Genomic DNA, 17,122 nt, shown 5'->3' on the forward strand with positions numbered 1-17,122 from the left:
GTCTTTTAACAAGGTGACCAAGTCTTTACAAGAGGATGGCGTTAATTTCGTAGCTCGAGAAAAAATTAATTCTAAAATGATAGAGGTGATTGGAGTTGAAAAGAGTCTTAGTCGTATCTATGTTTGCAATATTTCTAATTGCTGGTTGTTCTGTAAATGAACAGCAAAACTCTTCAAATGAGCAGAAAAATGAAGAATCTGAAGAGGCAGTCGTGTCTATTAGAGAACAAGAAGTGATTGCGGAAAACCTTGAGGTTCCTTGGTCTATTGAAAAACTTGAAGATACATTCTATTTGACAGAGAGACCAGGAAACATCGTAAAAATAGAAAAGGGAGAAATAGAACGGCAAGGCGTTGAACTCGAGAAAGAACTTGCGACAGCTGCAGAGGCAGGGTTATTAGGGTTTGTGCTCGCTCCCGACTTTCCGGAATCGAATTTAGCATATGCTTATTATACATATGAAGACAGCTCCGGACAATTTAATCGTATAATAACACTCCGTTTGGAAGATAACGTTTGGAGAGAAGAGAGTTTGCTTCTCGATAAAATCCCAAGTGGTCCCGTCCATCATGGAGGGAGGCTTAAAATTGGATCTGATGGAAAACTTTATGCAACAACTGGAGATGCAACTGAATCGGATATAGCACAAGATCTACAGTCATTAGGTGGAAAAATTTTAAGAATGAATCTGGATGGATCTATACCAAGTGATAATCCATATCCAAATTCCTACATGTATAGTTATGGACACCGAAATCCTCAAGGAATTGCCTGGTCCTCTAATGGTACTCTATATGCAAGTGACCACGGCAACGATGCGAATGATGAGGTCAACAAAATAGAAGCCGGTCAAAATTATGGCTGGCCAATTATTGAAGGCTATGAGGAACAAGAAGGAATGGTTTCACCGCTATTCACTTCAGGAGATGAAGCCACTTGGGCACCATCTGGCATGGACTATTATGATGGCAAATTGTACGTTGCAGCACTTAGAGGATCTGCAGTTTTAGAATTTGACCTTGATACAGGTAAACATCGAGAAGTAATAACTGGGCTTGGCAGAATTCGGGATGTGCTAATTGAAGATAACTCCCTTTATTTCATTAGCAATAATACAGACGGGCGTGGTACTCCTCGGGAGAATGACGATAAGCTGTACAGAATTCCACTTTCAGAATCAAATTAAAATGAATGGAGTATTATTAAAGAATGATTGTATTGTTTAAGTCCATCGTTTGAAAAGTATTTGATAAATATAAGTAAACATCAACAAAATGCAAAAACATACAAAGTATATTTATTATTATTAGTAACGAAAAAGCCTGTTATTCTTTGCTAAGCTTCACATGGAATAACAGGCTTTTGTTTGCTCTCCGTTAGGGATAATAAGGAAGGGTTACTTTATAAAATCTAATACCTTTTGAAAAGGCTGTTTATTTTTTGCATCAAAATAATCTGCAAATGGATTTTCATTGTTGTTTAATCGTGATAATACAAACTCCATCGTAAATGTATTTGGTGTTAATTGTTCGGTTAATTCTTCCCAATAAATAGGGCAGGCAACACTGCCATCTTCATTTCCTCTTAGCGAGTACGGTGCAATAATCGTTTTTCCTGCACTATGCTGAATATAATCAATATACAGCCGATTGCCGCGATTTTTTTTAAGCCGTTCTATTGTAAATAAATCAGGTTCAGCGGAAACCATATAGTGAGCTACAAATTCTGTAAATCTTCTCGTTTCCTCATAGGTAAAGTTTTTTTCCTGCAGCGGAATATATACTTGAATCCCTTTGTTTCCTGATATTTTTAGAAAGGAAAGCAAATGCAAGTTGTCTAAAATTATTTTTAATTGCTTAGCAGCAACAATTGCCAACGAAAAATACTCTTTAGAAGGTGGATCGAGATCAAAAACTATTTCTGAAGGTTTTCCTTCTGAGTAAATCGTCTCAAAGGGAATATGAAATTCAAATGCTAGCTGGTTGCCTAGCCAAGTTATGGTTTCGATATTGTTGCAAACAATATAATCAATCGAATCCTTTTTCCATGTTTCAATAAAAGCAGGAGCATAATCTGGGCATTGCTTCTGATAAAAAGATTCGCCAAAAAGCCCATGTGGAAAGCGAATCAGCGTTAATAATCGATCTTTTAAATAAGGAAGCAAATAGGGTGCGATTGTTTCTAAGTAATTTATATAGTCTTGTTTCGTTGTATTTTTTTTCGGAAACAATAATTTATCAGGGTTCGTTATTTCCACTTTTTTTGGTTTGAGAATTTGGGTCAATTGTTCATATGTACAATCCTTCCAATTAAAAGGAAGCAAAAATTGTTTAAAAAAAGCATTTACTAACTGACCATTTTGAAAAGCACTAAATGTTAAATCCACACAAATACCAGGTTTCACCGTTAAAGAACGAGAATCGGATTTTATTTTATTATTTTCCATTATTTTTAATACTGCATTTTTCTCTGTATCCTTGATACCTTTATGAAAGGAACCAACTTTAACTACTTTTTCTTTTTTACAAACAGCGACAATAAATAAATCTTCTTTTTTATCATAGCTGACAATAATAAAGTTAGCAGAGTAAATCATCTTTTTCATTCCTTCTTTAAACCTTCTCTTTTGCTTATCGTTTCTCTCTCCTTTATATTTCATGCATTACCAATTATTAATTGAATGAAACCATGACAGAAAAGCCACTTTAAAAATAGCTAGAAAACAGATAGGAGATAATATCATGCATACAATGTGGAAAGGAAATATTAGCTTTGGGCTTGTTACGATTCCTATTAAATTGCATACAGCAACAGAAGATAAAGATATAAAATTAAGAACTCTTCATAAAGACTGTCATGCACCGATTAAATACGAAAAAAAATGCTCTGCTTGTCAAAAAGAAGTCGCTCCTGAGGAGATTGTGAAAGCATATGAATACGCAAAAGGGAAATATATCATTTTGGATGATGAGGAGTTAGAAAAACTTCGGAAAGAAAACGAGGATAAAGCGGTTGAAATTATTGACTTTGTGAATTTGGAAGAAATCGACCCAATCTATTATGAAAAATGTTACTATATATCTTCAGGAGATGGTGGTAATAAAGCATATGCTTTATTAAGACAAGCATTATTAGAATCAGGAAAAGTTGGGGTTGCAAAAATTATCATTCGTTCGAAAGAGCAGCTTGCGGTAATCCGTGTTTATGAAAATACGCTTGTCATGGAGACTATCCATTTTCCTGATGAAGTTAGAAAGGCAGAGGATGTGCCAAATGTCCCTGCAGAAGGGCAAATTGTTAAAAAAGAACTAGAAACGGCTATTCTTTTAATCGATCAATTAACGACTACATTTGATCCAAGTAAATACACCGATGAATATCGTTCGGCATTATTACAGCTGATTGAAAGCAAAAAAACAGGCAAAGAAATAGTTACTAGTAAAGAAAAAGTGGAAACGACGAATGTAATGGATTTGATGGCAGCACTTCAAGCATCTATTGACAAGACGAAACCAGCCAAAACAGTAGAAAAGAAAAAAAGAACAAGAAAAAAAGCGGTGAAAGAGGCGTAATAAGATTCAACAAATCCGTGGAAGTACCGGATTTCCACGGAGCTTTTTTGTATTTTATTTCAAATAAATATTATTATCGTAAATAAAAACGTTTGTTTTGCCATTTAAGAACAACAATATATTTTGGGAGGTTATCTATGAATAAAGGAAAAAGACTAATAATAAATTACGTCCTATTTTTTTTATTAGTCGCGTTGGTTTGCAGTCGCATTTTTATTCTTATCGCAAAAGGTGTTACAAGCAATGAAGTAATTGATTTTGACCATCGGATAATTGCAATTATTCAATCGTATGTTACAGAAAGCTTTACTACAATTATGATCGTCATCAGTTTTTTTGGTTCGATAAAAGGGATCACTTTTTTTATTGTGCTGCTTACTGGTATATTATGCTGGAGGAAAAAATGGGCACTGGCTATTTTTTTGGTAGGCACATCTGGAATTGGAGCGCTATTAAATAAAGGATTAAAATGGTACTTTAAACGGGAACGTCCTGATATTTTGCCTCTTGTAGTGGAACAAAGCTACAGCTTTCCAAGTGGTCACTCGATGGGATCTTTATTATTTTACGGCAGCTTAGCATATATTATTATTCATTTAGTAAAAACAACGAACATGAAATTAGCAGCCGTATTAATTTTGGCCTTTATTATTTTGTGTATTGGGATAAGCAGAATTTATTTAGGTGTTCATTATCCAACAGATGTATTAGGCGGATTTTCAATAGGCATTGCGTTTCTGTTTCTTTGCATCATCTGCTTTCGTTATTATGAAGAGAGAAGCAATCGATAGTTTAGGTAAGAAAAAATCACTTTTATACTGATTAATAAGTAGAAAAAGTGATTTTATTTTTTTGAGGAGTATACATAAAGAACAAAAATCAAAATCAAAATTCCATTTGACTATTTGTTAATAATAAGATATGATGCAAATTGTATGTATTTGAGGCTTGAACGGAAATATGTAGAAAATCGTGTAAGTTTTTCATTTTATAACGCGGAACAATTACTAAATTTAGATTTACACTTCAACCTATCTTCAAAAACACATTCTATATTCTTCTCTAATCGCGGATTAATCCTTCCATTTAATTAATTTCAGAAATGTTTTTTTGCCGTTCTATATGATAATCCTATATTCACACTGGCGCGGTCTAGGAACCGTAAAGATGAAAGAGAGGCAGGGCTTTCGTTGTTTTAGGAATACACATTATTATTAACGCATAAAAAGTGTATATCCTTAAATATATGCATAAAATAAAAGAGTATCTCGAGGTAAATTGTTTTTATTCTATATCAAAGTATTTCAATTGATATAGAATAAAGATTTTTTTATCAAGAGTGCTCTTTTGTTTTACAAAAAAACATTTGAGAAAGCGTTTCTTAGCAGACTGAATACACGTAGACTTCTGTGGGAATGCGAGAAAGACGAGACCCCACAGGAGCGTATGCGACGAGGAGGCTCGACGCTCGCCCGCGGAAAGCGATGTGTATTCAGGCTGCGCGTTTAAAAGCAACAATTTATACGAAAAGAACCAAAAAGATTAAGGATATAATGAATTTGGAAGAGATAAAGATTTATAAGGGAAATAAAAATCGAAAGAATAATCACACATAAGTATAATAATAAAAGAAAAAACTATATTCAAAATGCTCTGCAGCTGTGTTATGATACCTTTGTAAAAGGTAAATTGCACAGTAACTGACGACAATAATGGAATAAACCATATGGGAGCTGTGTATTTGTATCGCCGGTCGTCTGGGCAAAAGATGGGACAAGTCATCTTTTAACACTTTTCCGGAGGGATATACATGTCAGAGAAACTAATACTAGATGGTAATGTAGTAGCAAACGCAGTGAAAGAAGATTTAAAAGACAGAATAGCGGCATTAAAAACAAAAGGAATAACACCATGTTTAGCAACTATTTTAGTAGGTGATGATCCTTCTTCTGAAACATATGTAAAAATGAAAGGTAATGCGTGTGCAAGACTTGGCATTGATTCAAAGAAAATTCATTTAGGGAAAGATACGACAACAGAACAGCTTTTAGAAACAATTTATCAATTAAACGAAGATAAAAACGTTCATGGTATTTTACTTCAGCATCCTGTTCCACATCAAATTGATGAGAGAAAAGCATTTGAAGCGATTGATATTGACAAAGATGTGGATGGCGTTACAAGCTTCGGTTATGGACAAACTGCATTAGGATTTGGAAAATATCCATCTTGTACACCTGCAGCGATATTAAAAATAATGGAATATTATAATATTAGTGCAAGTGGAAAACATGCTGTAGTGGTAGGAAGAAGTCCTATTCTTGGTAAACCTGTTTCAGCATTGCTGCTAAATGAAGATGCAACAGTGACAACATGTCATTCAAGAACGACAGATCTTGCTAGTCATGTAAAGCAAGCAGATATAGTAATTGCTGCAGTTGGGAAACCGAATTTTATCCAAGGTGACTGGATAAAACCAGGAGCAGTTATTTTAGATGCTGGCTACAATAAAGGCAATATTGGTGATGTTGATTATGATGCATGTTATGAACCGGCATCAGCAATTACACCTGTACCTGGTGGTGTTGGACCAGTTACGATTAGTATGCTGTTGAAACATACGGTGGACTCAGCAGAAGCTTGTTTGTAAGATGTTCTATTTTTAATCTTGTCATTATTATAAAGTATTGGGAATTATTTTATAATAATAACTTCGATAAAACTTGATTGACAAATGGTCAAAAGTTATATATCATGTAATTAACGCTATTAAGTTCGGTATATGTTTTATGGATAAGTGGTCGTAGCTGCAATAAAATGTAGGCGATTTTGATCCCTGCATCATTAAAGGCTACGACCTTTTATGTAGCAAAGATTTATCGATTCCTAAAGATTATATTAGGTGCTTAAAGGTGTAACACATTTTTGGAGGTTTTACAATGAACACAGGTAAAGTTAAATGGTTTAATGCAGAAAAAGGTTTTGGTTTCATCGAGTCTACAGAAGGTCAAGATGTATTCGTTCACTTCTCTGCTATCCAAACTGAAGGTTTCAAAACTTTAGAAGAAGGTCAAGAAGTTACTTTTGAAATCGTTGAAGGTAACCGTGGACCACAAGCTTCTAACGTAACTAAAGCTTAATCCAGTTTTGTAAAGTTTAAAGGTGATGCCTTTCCATAATGCATCACCTTTTTTACTGTCTAACTCCAGCGATTCAGTTAAAAACTTCTAGTCTGAATCAAAGGATATCTAATAAAAATGATTCTTCTAACTATATTCATCCTTTTTATTCATCAGTTTTCTATCCACATAATTCCCACTTTAACGAGGTATACCGAATGTTTTGAATGATTTTACCTTAATTATTCTGGAAATGAAAAAAAGTGAAATAAAATGGAGAGTATATATTTATACATTATAAAATTACAATACGCTCTGCTAAAGATATTTTTTCGAAACAGATTCATTTTCCATAATAAAGGGAAAAATAAAGATGATTGATGCTTTCTGTTTTATAAGAGAACAAGGCATTAAATCCCTTTAACAATAAAAACATTCTGTATGCTTCGACATATTCCTACTTAAGAAGTATCGATTTCAGAGCAAATAACTAAGGAGGAAAAAGTATTGACAACTTTTTCAGATTTTAATTTAAGTAATAGTTTAGAAAAAGCATTATCTAACATGGGGTTTGAAGAACCGACACCAATTCAAGCAGAATCTATTCCAATTGCACTTTCCGGAAAAGATATGATTGGACAAGCACAAACAGGAACAGGAAAAACAACAGCTTTTGGTGTGCCATTATTAGAAAAAGTGGAAGTTGGCAAAGCAGTACAGGGTTTAGTTATTGCGCCGACTAGAGAATTAGCAGTCCAAGTTGCGGAAGAATTAAACCGTATTGGTGCAGTGAAAGGCATCCGTACATTGCCGATATACGGAGGGCAAGATATTAACCGACAAATCCGTGGATTAAAGAAAAAACCAGAAATTATTGCAGCAACACCTGGCCGTTTAATCGATCATATTGAGCGTAAAACAATTCGCTTGCAAGATATTAAAATGATCGTCTTAGACGAAGCGGATGAAATGTTAAATATGGGCTTTATTGAAGATATCGAAAGAATCTTAAGTGAAACGCCTGACAGCCGTCAAACATTATTGTTCTCAGCAACAATGCCAAAACGAATTCAATCTTTGGCAGAACGTTTTATGACAGAGCCAGCATTAGTAAAAGTAAAAGCAAAAGAAATGACGGTTACTAATATTGAGCAGCAATACATGGAAGTGCAAGAGCGTCAAAAATTTGATGTATTATGCAGCCTTCTAGATATTCAATCACCAGAATTAGCAATCGTTTTCGGCCGCACAAAAAAACGCGTCGATGAAGTAGTGGAAGGTTTAATTAAACGCGGCTATTCTGCAGAAGGAATTCATGGAGATATTCCTCAAGGAAAACGTGATCAAGTTATCCGTCGTTTTAAGGAACAAAGCATCGATATCATGGTAGCAACAGATGTAGCTGCACGTGGATTGGATATTAGCGGAGTTTCTCACGTTTATAACTTTGATATTCCACAAGATCCTGAAAGCTATGTGCATCGAATCGGCCGTACTGGACGTGCTGGTAAAAAAGGATTGGCTGTTACATTTGTTTCTCCAAGAGAATTAGATCATTTACGTATTATTGAAAATGTAACGAAAAAGAAAATGGCGAAAAAGCCACTTCCATCTTTAACAGATGTTTTAGCTGGAAATCAGCAAGCTACTATCAACAAAATTGAGAAAACAATTGAAGAAAATCAATATGCAGAATATAAACGTGTAGCGGAATCATTATTGGAAGACCAAGATTCTGTAACACTATTAGCTGCAGCATTAAAATTATTAACAAAAGAGCCGGATGCTACACCAGTTAAATTAACAGCTGTTGAACCGCTACGCAGCAAAAAGCCGAAAAAAGACCGTTCTAGCGGTGGTGGCCGTCGTCGTCGCAATGACCGTGGCGGAGAACGCAGTTATGACCGCAATCGCAAAGGTTCAGGTGGAGAAAGAAGAAGCAGAAGTCGTAATAAAGCATAATTCTTTCCTTTATTGATCTTTATCGTTGTTTATTATTTTCTGAATCAAGAACTAGATTTTTTTCCATACATTTCGATTAAAAATCAGCCAACTGGGTAAAATTAATAAATGTAGGATATATAGTATATCTTTCTTTATTTAAATCTAGGAGGCAGTAAAATGGCAACAGGTAAAGTAAAATGGTTTAATTCTGAAAAAGGCTTTGGATTCATTGAAGTAGAAGGTGGAGAGGACGTATTTGTCCACTATTCTGCTATTGAAACAGAAGGATTTAAAACATTAGATGAAGGCCAAGAAGTTAGTTTCGATATTGAACAAGGTGGACGTGGACCACAAGCTGTGAAAGTAACGAAACTTTAACCATTATAGAAGCAACGCCCGCTAATTTTTTAGCGGGCTTCTTTATTTCAGCCAAATAATAGGCAGGATTAAGATGATTTTACAAAAAGGATGTTTTCTAAAAGTTTGTTGTTTTTGAATAAAATAATAAACATGGCTGAAGCACTTAGCAGCCTGAATACACGTAGACTCCTGCTTAGAAAAGCGAGAAAGACTCAGGCCCCACAGGAGCATAGCGACGGCACTGTAAAAGTGTTTAATTAGATAAATTATAGGTGAAATACTTAAATTTATTAGGGTGAAAATGGTATAGAGAGTTTGAAAACGACCATTATTTTGGTTAGGAGAGGCGTCCGCACGACTCCTGCGGGATTAGCGAGAAAGGCGAGACCCCACAGGAGCAAAGCGACGAGGAGGCTCGGCGCTCGCCCCGCGGAAAGCGTGTGGTAAGCCTCGGAAAACCGAACGAAAACTTCTTCGTTACTTGGATTGTCACTAACTATATTTTATAGCATCACTTTTTCAGTGGCTTCAGCATAGCGACGAGGAGGCTCGGCACTCGTCCGCGAAAAGCGAAGTGTATTCAGGCTACGAGTTAAATAACAACAATCTATACGAAAACAGCGTACAAAAAAGATGGAGATAAAAAGAATCAAGAGATTGTATAACTAATTTTTGCTATAAAGGTTAAGATTGTTTACAATGGAAAGGAAAGAGGTGAAATGTTATGAAAGAATATACAGTTGAATTTCATAAAGAAGATGGAATCGCAAATATGGTAGTTACGAAGTTAAATGAAGAAGATTTTAATCAAGCAACAAGCGGTGGTACAAGACAGTTATTCGAACTAAATACGAATATTGGCTTTTTTATTTATTTTGATGCGGTTGATGAAAAAGGGAAAGAGTCTTACCTTGTCCTTCAATATGAAGAGGATCAAGAAGCTCCAGCAGCTTGTTATTCCTTCGAATTAAAAGACTTTTATCAGTTTATCGCACTACATTTAAATGATCTTCAATTGGATGAAGAAGAGTTGGAAGAAGATGATTTTGGGCCGATACATTATTTAGCACATTTAATGCACCATATTATAGAAGACGGCAAAACGGTTGAAGTGTAGGAAAATACATATAAACGAAAATTAGGCTGATTGAAAACGTTTATCACGTAAACCATTTTCAATCAGCCTAATTATTTTGCCTATATTCTTGATTATATGTCTTGATAATGTTCTTTACAGAAAACAAAAACCTTATCTAATTCTTCTTCATCTAATTCAAAATCTAAATATTTATCCTCCATACTATTATAAAAGTGATAATTTAAAATTTTGCTGTTTTCTCCCTCTACAAAAAATAAAACTTTCAGCTGCAAACCTTGTATGGTCGAAAGTTCATCTTCTTCATCTAATTCAATTTGCAAAAAATACTCAAATCGATCACCTGTAAGGATTCCTGTTGGATCATTTAATTTTTCTACCGTATATTCCATTATTTTCATTATTTTCCTCCTCAGTTCGTTCACATAATAAAGTAAGTACTATTCATCTAATAAGTCATTTATCTCCCTATAAAAACTCTTTATTATCCTTGAAAATAATATCATATTCTTTCCACGATAGCTAACTGTTTTTACAGGGAGTAAAATGATGAGGTACAAAAGAGGAATTAAATGCATGTTCTTGACAAAAATATGAAATATGTTATAATAAAAAGATAAGTTTATTTTTATCCGCTTGTTGTAAGGAATTTTATTTGCTTTTCCTTTGTTGACAAGTGTTTTTTTATTATAAAAAAGCTTCATGGAGGTGCTTCATTTGGCAATGGGTTTTGGTAGAAAAAATAACGAAGAAGTTGTTAAAGAAGAAGTGATGGTTTGGGATTGTGTATCAGAAACGTGTAAGTGTTGGATTCGGGACAATTTTAAAAGCAGTGAAACACCAAAATGCCCAATTTGCGGAAGTGACATGGTAGCAACAACAAGAGAACTTCAAGTTGTTAACAATAATAGTATATATTCAAAGTAATAGCGTAAGCGCCAGGTTAGCTAAGTTCATTAGTTGATAGGTGTTGACCGATTATAAAAAGGATAAATCCAGATATTATGGTTTTATCCTTTTCTTTTTGGATGGAAACAATATGTTGTACAAAAAAGGTATGTGAACAACATTTGTTCACATACCTAAAGATATTTTTATTTTAGTATAAAACTTTAACTGCTGCTGATCACATTCATTAATAAGGGAATTAAAGAACCTCCCCATATAACTGTAATCCCTGCTGCTAAGATCATTGCTAACGTTGAAAAAGTTGCTTCTTGCTCTCCAAATTCCATTGCTTTGGCCGTTCCTACACCATGAGCACCCATACCAAGTGCTAATCCTTTCGCAATAGAAGATTTCAACGCTAATAACTTAATTGCATATGGTCCAATTATTCCGCCTATTATCCCTGTTAAGATAACAAAAACGGTTGTTAAAGTTGGCAGCCCGCCAATTTCTTCCGAAACTTCGATGGCAATCGGTGTTGTAATAGATCTAGGAATGATGCTGATAATAAAATCTGATTGCAAGTTAATTAATAAAGATAAGAAATAAGAAGAGATAATAGCCACTATTGTTCCAGTTGTAACACTTATTAATATAACCATATAATATTTTTTTAATAATAGTCTATGCTTATAAATGGGTACAGCAAACGCAATTGTCGCGGGTCCTAATAAATGGGTTAAGATTTTGGAAGATTGCAAATAACTTCCTGCTGAAATATGAAAAGTTGTAATAAAAGCGATTAATAATAAAGGTGTTAAAAGCAAGGGACTAAATAATGGATTACCCAACTTTTTATAGCCCCATTTTGAGAAAAGATAAAATAAATACGTAAGTGCTGTTAAAAAGATTATTTTCATTTGGAAAAACGTCTCTTTCTATTGTAAATTTTTTCAGCAGTAAAGCCAGTAGCCAGCATTACAACAAATGTACTTACGGCAATTAATAATATTGTTTCAATTCCTTTCATGTTTAAAATTTCCTCATAGTTTACTATTCCAACTGCAGATGGGATAAAAAACAATAATAGCTCTGCCAATAGCCAAGCTGCACCTTTTTCCACCCATTCTATTTTGACTATTTTTGTTAGTAAACAAACTAATAATATGATTAAACCTATCATGGAAGCTGGAATAGGAACAGGTACGACCAATTTAATTGCCATTCCGATAAAAAGAAAGACATGGATAAATAAAATTTGCCCAATAATAACAATAAACTTCAAATGATCATTTCCCTTCCCATAAGAAAAATAAAGACATACCAATAATTTCTTGTTAATTTTGATAAATTAATCATACGACTTTTATTGTTATTCGTAAAATACATAGATATTATATTTAATATAACTAAAAGTTATGGTAATCATGTAATGGTTTTCATGAAGGTAATAATGCATCTACAAAGTTAAAATTGCTGTCAACGGTATATTTGTAAAAGTGAGCACTTACTATTCATTCCTTTTTCATCATAAAATCAATAAATCTTTTTCCAGCAACAGAAAGATAACGATCTTTTTTTGTAATAATAGCTAACTCCCATTTTGTTACAGGTTTTAAATCAATAATGCGAACTTGCTTGTTATTTGTTCTATTGCAAATTGATTGTGGAAGCATCGTGATTCCTAAATTTGCGGCAACTATCTCCACTATAAAATCCCATTGAGAACTTTTAAAAATGATATTAGGTTCAAATCCTTCAAGAATACATCTTTTTCTCATAATTTCATAAAGAGCAAACTCTTCACTGTAAAAAATAAATTCTTCGTCTTTTAATTCTTTTAAATGGACGACTTTTCTCGTTGATAAAGGATGTTGTTCATTCACAATTAATTTCATTTCTTCCTGAACAAGTGGAAAAATAGTTAACGCTTCATTGGATACAGGCAGAACACATACACCAATTTCAAATTCTCCTGCTTCTACACTTTTGGCAACTTTTGCGGCGCCATATTCTCTAATATTAATATGTATGTTTGGGTAAGATCGATGAAATGCAGCAATTACTTTTGGAAAGAATAAGCTCCCAATTATCGGAGGAATGCCAATGTTAATACTTCCTCTCGTTAAATTCGTCATATCAAGTAAGGTGGTAGACATTTCATCCACTTGAGCGATAATTTTTTTTGCATATTCAAATACAATTTGACCAGCATCAGTTAACTCATGTGTTTTATTGGAGCGGTGAATTAACGTAATGCCAATTTCATCCTCGAGGCTTTTTATTACTTTACTTAGGGCAGGCTGAGAAATATGTAATGATTCTGATGCTTTTGTTATATTTTTTTGTTTTACTACTTCAATAAAATATTTAAGCTGACGAATTTCCATGGAGACAACTTTCCTTTCAGACAAAGAGAATTTCAAAAAGATTCACTTTATTTTACCTATTTTTTGGGCGGAAAACAATTTTAGTTTTTTGTACGTTTTTACAAATGAGTAAAATTTTTAAGGGGGCGTATATAGGATATAATATTTTCAAAAGGAAAAAGAAGATCATTCACAATAGTTGGAAATAATATTAATAATCTATTATAAAGACGTATAGGAAGATTTGATCATGTCGGATGAAGGGGGTTAAAAAAATGATTGCTAGTTGTAGAAGAAAAAGAGATGTCCCAAAAGAAAGTATATCAATTTTTATAACCGGATTTTCCGATTGTACGAAAAGTGAGCATACTCTTTGGGACGTTTTGTTGTAATATTACCATTATGTAAGTGTAGGAGTTTCCACTAAATAATCGGCAAATACTTCATCAATAATTCTATTTTCTTCAAGGTGATGAGTGGTTTCTAGTTGTTTTAAACGAACGACGTATACGGATTTTACAAATATATGAAGTGCTTCATCCTCGGTTAATGCAGCAATTTTTTTTAATAATTGCGTATCCGTACAATAATTTTTCATTCGATTTAGAAATTCTTTAGGATGATTCTTCGGTTGCAGACCAGTTTCTTCTTTGAAAATACCCCCTTGACCTTCCATTTCGACATGACGTATTACTTCGGTTAACTCACGAATACTAAATATCTCCATTGATCACACACCTCTTTCCATATTAGTATTATAACAGGAGCTTAAATACTAGTAAATCAATGTTTGCTAGTATGATAAACTATATAAAGTTCGTAAGAAAACATCTTGTTATATAAAAGAATTACTTGCGCTTAAAATTCTTCTGCTACTTTTTTTAAAAAAGATGATACTAGTAATGTCATCCATGGTAAAATAGGTGCTGTTCAAAAAAGATGTTTAAGGGAGATACTATGAGTCAAAATAATAAAATGTTTGATATGGTGAAAGAATTTCATGAAGCGTTTGGTCATGAAGTAGCAAAAGCTCCAACCGCTTTAAATGAAAAAACGGCACTGAATCGTGCTGTGTGGACGGGTGAAGAATTGGTTGAATTTTTATATGCAACTGCAAATGGTAATGAAGAGTCATTTAATACGTTATTTGCAGGATTTCTTTCTGGTTTAAACGATGCAGCGAAGAAAATATTAAAAGAAAAAAAACCAGTTGAAGATGTACTTGTTGCGCAAATGGATGCATTAACAGATATTGAATATTTCAATCAAGGAAGTTTTGTTATTGCTGGTGTAAAGCCGTTTAATTTATTTAAGATTGTTCAAGATGCCAATATGGGAAAATTATTTGAAGATGGAAAGCCTCGATATAGAGAAGAGGATGGGAAAATAATAAAACCGCCGCATTGGGAAGAGCAATTCGCACCAGAGGCTAAATTAAAAAAGGAAATTGAAAAACAAAAAAGCGAAGAAAAGCAGTAATATTGCTTTTCTTCGCTTTTTTATTACTTGCTATACAGGGAGGAAGGAATCTTGATAACGGGATGTCCGGAAACATATGGACCCACTTCGTATTGCTGAAAGATTAAGTTTAAACCGTCATCTGCAAAATAGAACTGTGTTTGATTCGTTATCTGAAAAGAGTCAAATTCCTTTGGATCAGGATAAAAAATGTCAGGGTGTTTTAGCATATAATTTTTTGCATAGGAGGTTACCTTTTTATACGTTTTGGCTGATGTGAAAAAATCATCTAATGAATAAAGATGACCATCTTTTAAAGAAAAGTTATAAGAAGTTACGACTGTATTTCCATGAGCTCCACCTGTAAATTGATAATCAAAAAATAGAATGCTCAGTTTATCTTTTTTGTTATTTTTCACTTCAAAATTAGTAACATATTCATACTGACAACGAGAAGGGGAATCTTTGCAAAAATCCTTTTTTTTATCTTCTTCCATTTGTTGCATCAGCTGATGATAGGCTTTTGCTGATTTTTTTATATGAGCAGTCAGAACTGCATTAATTTTTGACTGAGCGGTTTTATTGTGTATGTTTGATACAATTGGGTATTTTAAATTTTTATTGTTTTGATAATATTTCGTAGTAATTGCAGCGTTTGCAGAACGAGAAGCATGACTATGTTGCAGAGGAAACGTATAAAAAAATAAAGAAAGAATAAGCGAAATTACAATGAGATATTTAACTGAATTCTTCATACATGACTCCTTTTTACTTTATTGTGTGTAACTAGGAGGAAAGCATACTTAGGAGTTGAAAAAAGTGTATAGGAATAATAATGGACAAGGTTATTGATAATCACGGATGAAGGGGGAATAGTTGAAAATGAGAATAAAATAAATTTTTGATAATCTTCTTTTAAAGTTCACTACAGATACAATTAAAGAAACTTAATATATGTAGAGGTTTGAAGGTTTTCAAGTAGAATATATTTTTAAATAGTGATTTGATTAAAATGGAGGAGGGAAGAGGTAAGTGAAAAAATATAAATTATTTGTATCTATGTTATCATTAATCTCTGTTGTTATTATTTTATGTACCTTTTTTAACAAAGAAAAAAAGTTAACTTCTAATGAAGCAAAAGTAACATTAAGCAAAAGTAACTATACTCCAAAAACTATATCACCTGGAAGTCAAAGTAACTATAATATTGATTTAGTTATGGATACAGACGGATTATTCACTGCTAATGTTTCTATTAATATTGAAAATATTTCGAATGAAAGCTGGGATAATTTAACCTTATATTTTATTCCAAATATGTTCGTAAATAAAAACTCACCTAGTTTAGATTCCCCCTCTGAAGTGAAAATAAAGTCTATTCAAATTGACAATAAAGAAGCGGTATATACTCTTATTAAGGATAAACTCAGTATTCCTCTAAAAGAAAGACTTCCACATAAAGAAAACATCACCTTTAAAATGAACTATACTTTTACTTTACCTAAAAACGGGTTCAGATTCACAAAAAATGGTTCTAATTATCACCTTGCTCAATGGTATCCTATGGTTCCCACATATCGTAACGATTGGAATAAACAGGATTATTCATTTAATGGGGAATCTTACCATACAGCATTTTGCAACTTTAAAATAAATTTAGATATACCTAAAGAATATACGGTTGTCACTACGAGTAGTAATGATATATTTCCTAGTAAGAATAAGAGTTTGTTCAGGATTAATAATGTAAAAGACGTTTTTATTGCTTTGTTAAAAAATCCTCAAATTATGCAAAAAGAAGTAGATAATGTGAATATAAGAGTATTTACTATGAATGGAACTGATGAAAACTTAGCAGAATATATTAAAATCGCTGCCAATTCCTTTGTATACTTTCAAAAGACAATAGGTACTTATCCTTACAAACAACTTGATATTATAATTGATGGAAATGGAATGGAATACCCGGGAATAGTAACAGCAGCTTCAATTTATGATTACAATTATAACGAAGATATTATCAAGCAAATAATTGTACATGAAATTGCTCATCAATGGTTTTATGGCCTAGTTAGTAATGACCCTTACAAGAATGCATGGTTAGACGAAGGCTTTGCTGAAATCGCTAGCTCGTTATTTTTTATGCCTAAGGGTAATAAGCTTTTAAAGTATAGAAATTTGGATAATCTTAAACCAATGCCTTCTAACTTACCCTTAGATAAATACGAACAAAGTACACAAAGCAACTATATTTATAGCCAGTCTTATTCAAAATTAGCACAAATTTTTAATCAACAAGGAGGAAAAAGGGCAGC

Annotated in this window: 18 protein-coding genes and 1 riboswitch; of the genes, 11 read left to right on the plus strand and 7 right to left on the minus strand. The window is 33.2% G+C overall.

Translation table 11 applies throughout. The annotated features are described in order from the left end of the window. Positions 1–119: 119 nt before the first annotated feature. Positions 120–1,187: a PQQ-dependent sugar dehydrogenase gene (locus ACTYA4_RS06100; RefSeq protein ID WP_443480159.1), complete on the plus strand. Its 1,068-nt coding sequence runs from the start codon at positions 120–122 to the stop codon at positions 1,185–1,187. 210 nt (positions 1,188–1,397) lie between these two features. Here ACTYA4_RS06100 and ligD read toward each other — a convergent pair whose 3' ends face one another. Further along, complete coding sequence (ligD, locus tag ACTYA4_RS06105; protein WP_443479822.1) at positions 1,398–2,606, minus strand: DNA ligase D; 1,209 nt, start codon at positions 2,604–2,606, stop codon at positions 1,398–1,400. A gap of 136 nt (positions 2,607–2,742) precedes the next feature. Between ligD and ku the strand changes: the two genes are divergently transcribed. From ku to ACTYA4_RS06140, 7 genes are all read left to right on the plus strand, one after another. Further along, positions 2,743–3,573, plus strand: a complete 831-nt coding sequence (ku, locus tag ACTYA4_RS06110; RefSeq protein ID WP_443479821.1) for a non-homologous end joining protein Ku — start codon at positions 2,743–2,745, stop codon at positions 3,571–3,573. A gap of 137 nt (positions 3,574–3,710) precedes the next feature. Further along, complete coding sequence (locus ACTYA4_RS06115) at positions 3,711–4,364, plus strand: phosphatase PAP2 family protein (protein WP_443479820.1); 654 nt, start codon at positions 3,711–3,713, stop codon at positions 4,362–4,364. Between the two features lie 895 nt (positions 4,365–5,259). Further along, a riboswitch (ZMP/ZTP riboswitch) is annotated at positions 5,260–5,343 on the plus strand. 40 nt (positions 5,344–5,383) lie between these two features. Beyond that, the gene (locus tag ACTYA4_RS06120) at positions 5,384–6,223 is read left to right on the plus strand and encodes a bifunctional 5,10-methylenetetrahydrofolate dehydrogenase/5,10-methenyltetrahydrofolate cyclohydrolase (protein ID WP_443479819.1); all 840 of its coding nucleotides are present in this window, start codon (positions 5,384–5,386) and stop codon (positions 6,221–6,223) included. 289 nt (positions 6,224–6,512) lie between these two features. Beyond that, complete coding sequence (locus ACTYA4_RS06125; RefSeq protein ID WP_248559582.1) at positions 6,513–6,713, plus strand: cold-shock protein; 201 nt, start codon at positions 6,513–6,515, stop codon at positions 6,711–6,713. A 486-nt stretch (positions 6,714–7,199) separates the two neighbouring features. Beyond that, on the plus strand, positions 7,200–8,654 hold the full coding sequence (gene cshA, locus ACTYA4_RS06130) for a degradosome RNA helicase CshA (protein ID WP_443479818.1): 1,455 nt from the start codon (positions 7,200–7,202) through the stop codon (positions 8,652–8,654). A gap of 159 nt (positions 8,655–8,813) precedes the next feature. Then, on the plus strand, positions 8,814–9,014 hold the full coding sequence (locus tag ACTYA4_RS06135) for a cold-shock protein (protein WP_443479817.1): 201 nt from the start codon (positions 8,814–8,816) through the stop codon (positions 9,012–9,014). A 706-nt stretch (positions 9,015–9,720) separates the two neighbouring features. Further along, on the plus strand, positions 9,721–10,113 hold the full coding sequence (locus ACTYA4_RS06140; protein ID WP_443479816.1) for a cytosolic protein: 393 nt from the start codon (positions 9,721–9,723) through the stop codon (positions 10,111–10,113). Between the two features lie 92 nt (positions 10,114–10,205). Here ACTYA4_RS06140 and ACTYA4_RS06145 read toward each other — a convergent pair whose 3' ends face one another. Further along, positions 10,206–10,493: a DUF6509 family protein gene (locus ACTYA4_RS06145; RefSeq protein ID WP_443479815.1), complete on the minus strand. Its 288-nt coding sequence runs from the start codon at positions 10,491–10,493 to the stop codon at positions 10,206–10,208. A gap of 322 nt (positions 10,494–10,815) precedes the next feature. On the opposite strand from ACTYA4_RS06145, the gene ACTYA4_RS06150 reads away from it, so the two are divergent. Continuing rightward, positions 10,816–11,019 (plus strand): cold-inducible protein YdjO-related protein, encoded by a 204-nt coding sequence (locus ACTYA4_RS06150; RefSeq protein WP_443480158.1) that lies wholly within the window; start codon positions 10,816–10,818, stop codon positions 11,017–11,019. Between the two features lie 185 nt (positions 11,020–11,204). Here the strand turns inward: ACTYA4_RS06150 and ACTYA4_RS06155 are convergent, their stop codons facing one another. The 4 genes from ACTYA4_RS06155 to ACTYA4_RS06170 form a co-directional block, all read right to left on the minus strand. Beyond that, complete coding sequence (locus ACTYA4_RS06155) at positions 11,205–11,900, minus strand: LrgB family protein (protein WP_443479814.1); 696 nt, start codon at positions 11,898–11,900, stop codon at positions 11,205–11,207. Then, positions 11,897–12,265 (minus strand): CidA/LrgA family protein, encoded by a 369-nt coding sequence (locus tag ACTYA4_RS06160; protein WP_443479813.1) that lies wholly within the window; start codon positions 12,263–12,265, stop codon positions 11,897–11,899. Before ACTYA4_RS06160 ends, ACTYA4_RS06155 begins: the two co-directional genes overlap by 4 nt. A 229-nt stretch (positions 12,266–12,494) precedes the next feature. Continuing rightward, positions 12,495–13,370 (minus strand): LysR family transcriptional regulator, encoded by an 876-nt coding sequence (locus ACTYA4_RS06165; RefSeq protein ID WP_443479812.1) that lies wholly within the window; start codon positions 13,368–13,370, stop codon positions 12,495–12,497. Positions 13,371–13,749: 379 nt separating this feature from the next. Next, a complete protein-coding gene (locus tag ACTYA4_RS06170; protein WP_443479811.1) occupies positions 13,750–14,076 on the minus strand; it encodes a hypothetical protein in 327 nt (108 codons plus the stop codon). 230 nt (positions 14,077–14,306) lie between these two features. On the opposite strand from ACTYA4_RS06170, the gene ACTYA4_RS06175 reads away from it, so the two are divergent. Then, the gene (locus ACTYA4_RS06175) at positions 14,307–14,828 is read left to right on the plus strand and encodes a pyrophosphohydrolase domain-containing protein (protein ID WP_443479810.1); all 522 of its coding nucleotides are present in this window, start codon (positions 14,307–14,309) and stop codon (positions 14,826–14,828) included. Between the two features lie 23 nt (positions 14,829–14,851). Here ACTYA4_RS06175 and ACTYA4_RS06180 read toward each other — a convergent pair whose 3' ends face one another. Further along, complete coding sequence (locus ACTYA4_RS06180) at positions 14,852–15,562, minus strand: DUF3298 and DUF4163 domain-containing protein (RefSeq protein WP_443479809.1); 711 nt, start codon at positions 15,560–15,562, stop codon at positions 14,852–14,854. A 277-nt stretch (positions 15,563–15,839) separates the two neighbouring features. Between ACTYA4_RS06180 and ACTYA4_RS06185 the strand changes: the two genes are divergently transcribed. Then, positions 15,840–17,122 (plus strand): M1 family metallopeptidase (locus tag ACTYA4_RS06185; RefSeq protein ID WP_443479808.1); only part of this gene is annotated, 1,283 nt, incomplete at its 3' end.

The organism is Niallia yueguangensis (genome assembly GCF_052663115.1).

Bases quoted from the DNA above. Each gene is read 5' to 3' on its own strand.
- ACTYA4_RS06165 (WP_443479812.1), bottom strand. From the start codon at position 13,370: ATGGAAATTCGTCAGCTTAAATATTTTATTGAAGTAGTAAAACAAAAA.
- ligD (WP_443479822.1), bottom strand. From the start codon at position 2,606: ATGAAAAAGATGATTTACTCTGCTAACTTTATTATTGTCAGCTATGAT.
- ku (WP_443479821.1), top strand. From the start codon at position 2,743: ATGCATACAATGTGGAAAGGAAATATTAGCTTTGGGCTTGTTACGATT.
- ACTYA4_RS06170 (WP_443479811.1), bottom strand. From the start codon at position 14,076: ATGGAGATATTTAGTATTCGTGAGTTAACCGAAGTAATACGTCATGTC.
- ACTYA4_RS06115 (WP_443479820.1), top strand. From the start codon at position 3,711: ATGAATAAAGGAAAAAGACTAATAATAAATTACGTCCTATTTTTTTTA.
- ACTYA4_RS06155 (WP_443479814.1), bottom strand. From the start codon at position 11,900: ATGAAAATAATCTTTTTAACAGCACTTACGTATTTATTTTATCTTTTC.
- ACTYA4_RS06175 (WP_443479810.1), top strand. From the start codon at position 14,307: ATGAGTCAAAATAATAAAATGTTTGATATGGTGAAAGAATTTCATGAA.
- ACTYA4_RS06100 (WP_443480159.1), top strand. From the start codon at position 120: ATGTTTGCAATATTTCTAATTGCTGGTTGTTCTGTAAATGAACAGCAA.
- ACTYA4_RS06125 (WP_248559582.1), top strand. From the start codon at position 6,513: ATGAACACAGGTAAAGTTAAATGGTTTAATGCAGAAAAAGGTTTTGGT.
- ACTYA4_RS06180 (WP_443479809.1), bottom strand. From the start codon at position 15,562: ATGAAGAATTCAGTTAAATATCTCATTGTAATTTCGCTTATTCTTTCT.
- ACTYA4_RS06145 (WP_443479815.1), bottom strand. From the start codon at position 10,493: ATGAAAATAATGGAATATACGGTAGAAAAATTAAATGATCCAACAGGA.
- ACTYA4_RS06140 (WP_443479816.1), top strand. From the start codon at position 9,721: ATGAAAGAATATACAGTTGAATTTCATAAAGAAGATGGAATCGCAAAT.
- ACTYA4_RS06150 (WP_443480158.1), top strand. From the start codon at position 10,816: ATGGGTTTTGGTAGAAAAAATAACGAAGAAGTTGTTAAAGAAGAAGTG.
- ACTYA4_RS06120 (WP_443479819.1), top strand. From the start codon at position 5,384: ATGTCAGAGAAACTAATACTAGATGGTAATGTAGTAGCAAACGCAGTG.
- ACTYA4_RS06135 (WP_443479817.1), top strand. From the start codon at position 8,814: ATGGCAACAGGTAAAGTAAAATGGTTTAATTCTGAAAAAGGCTTTGGA.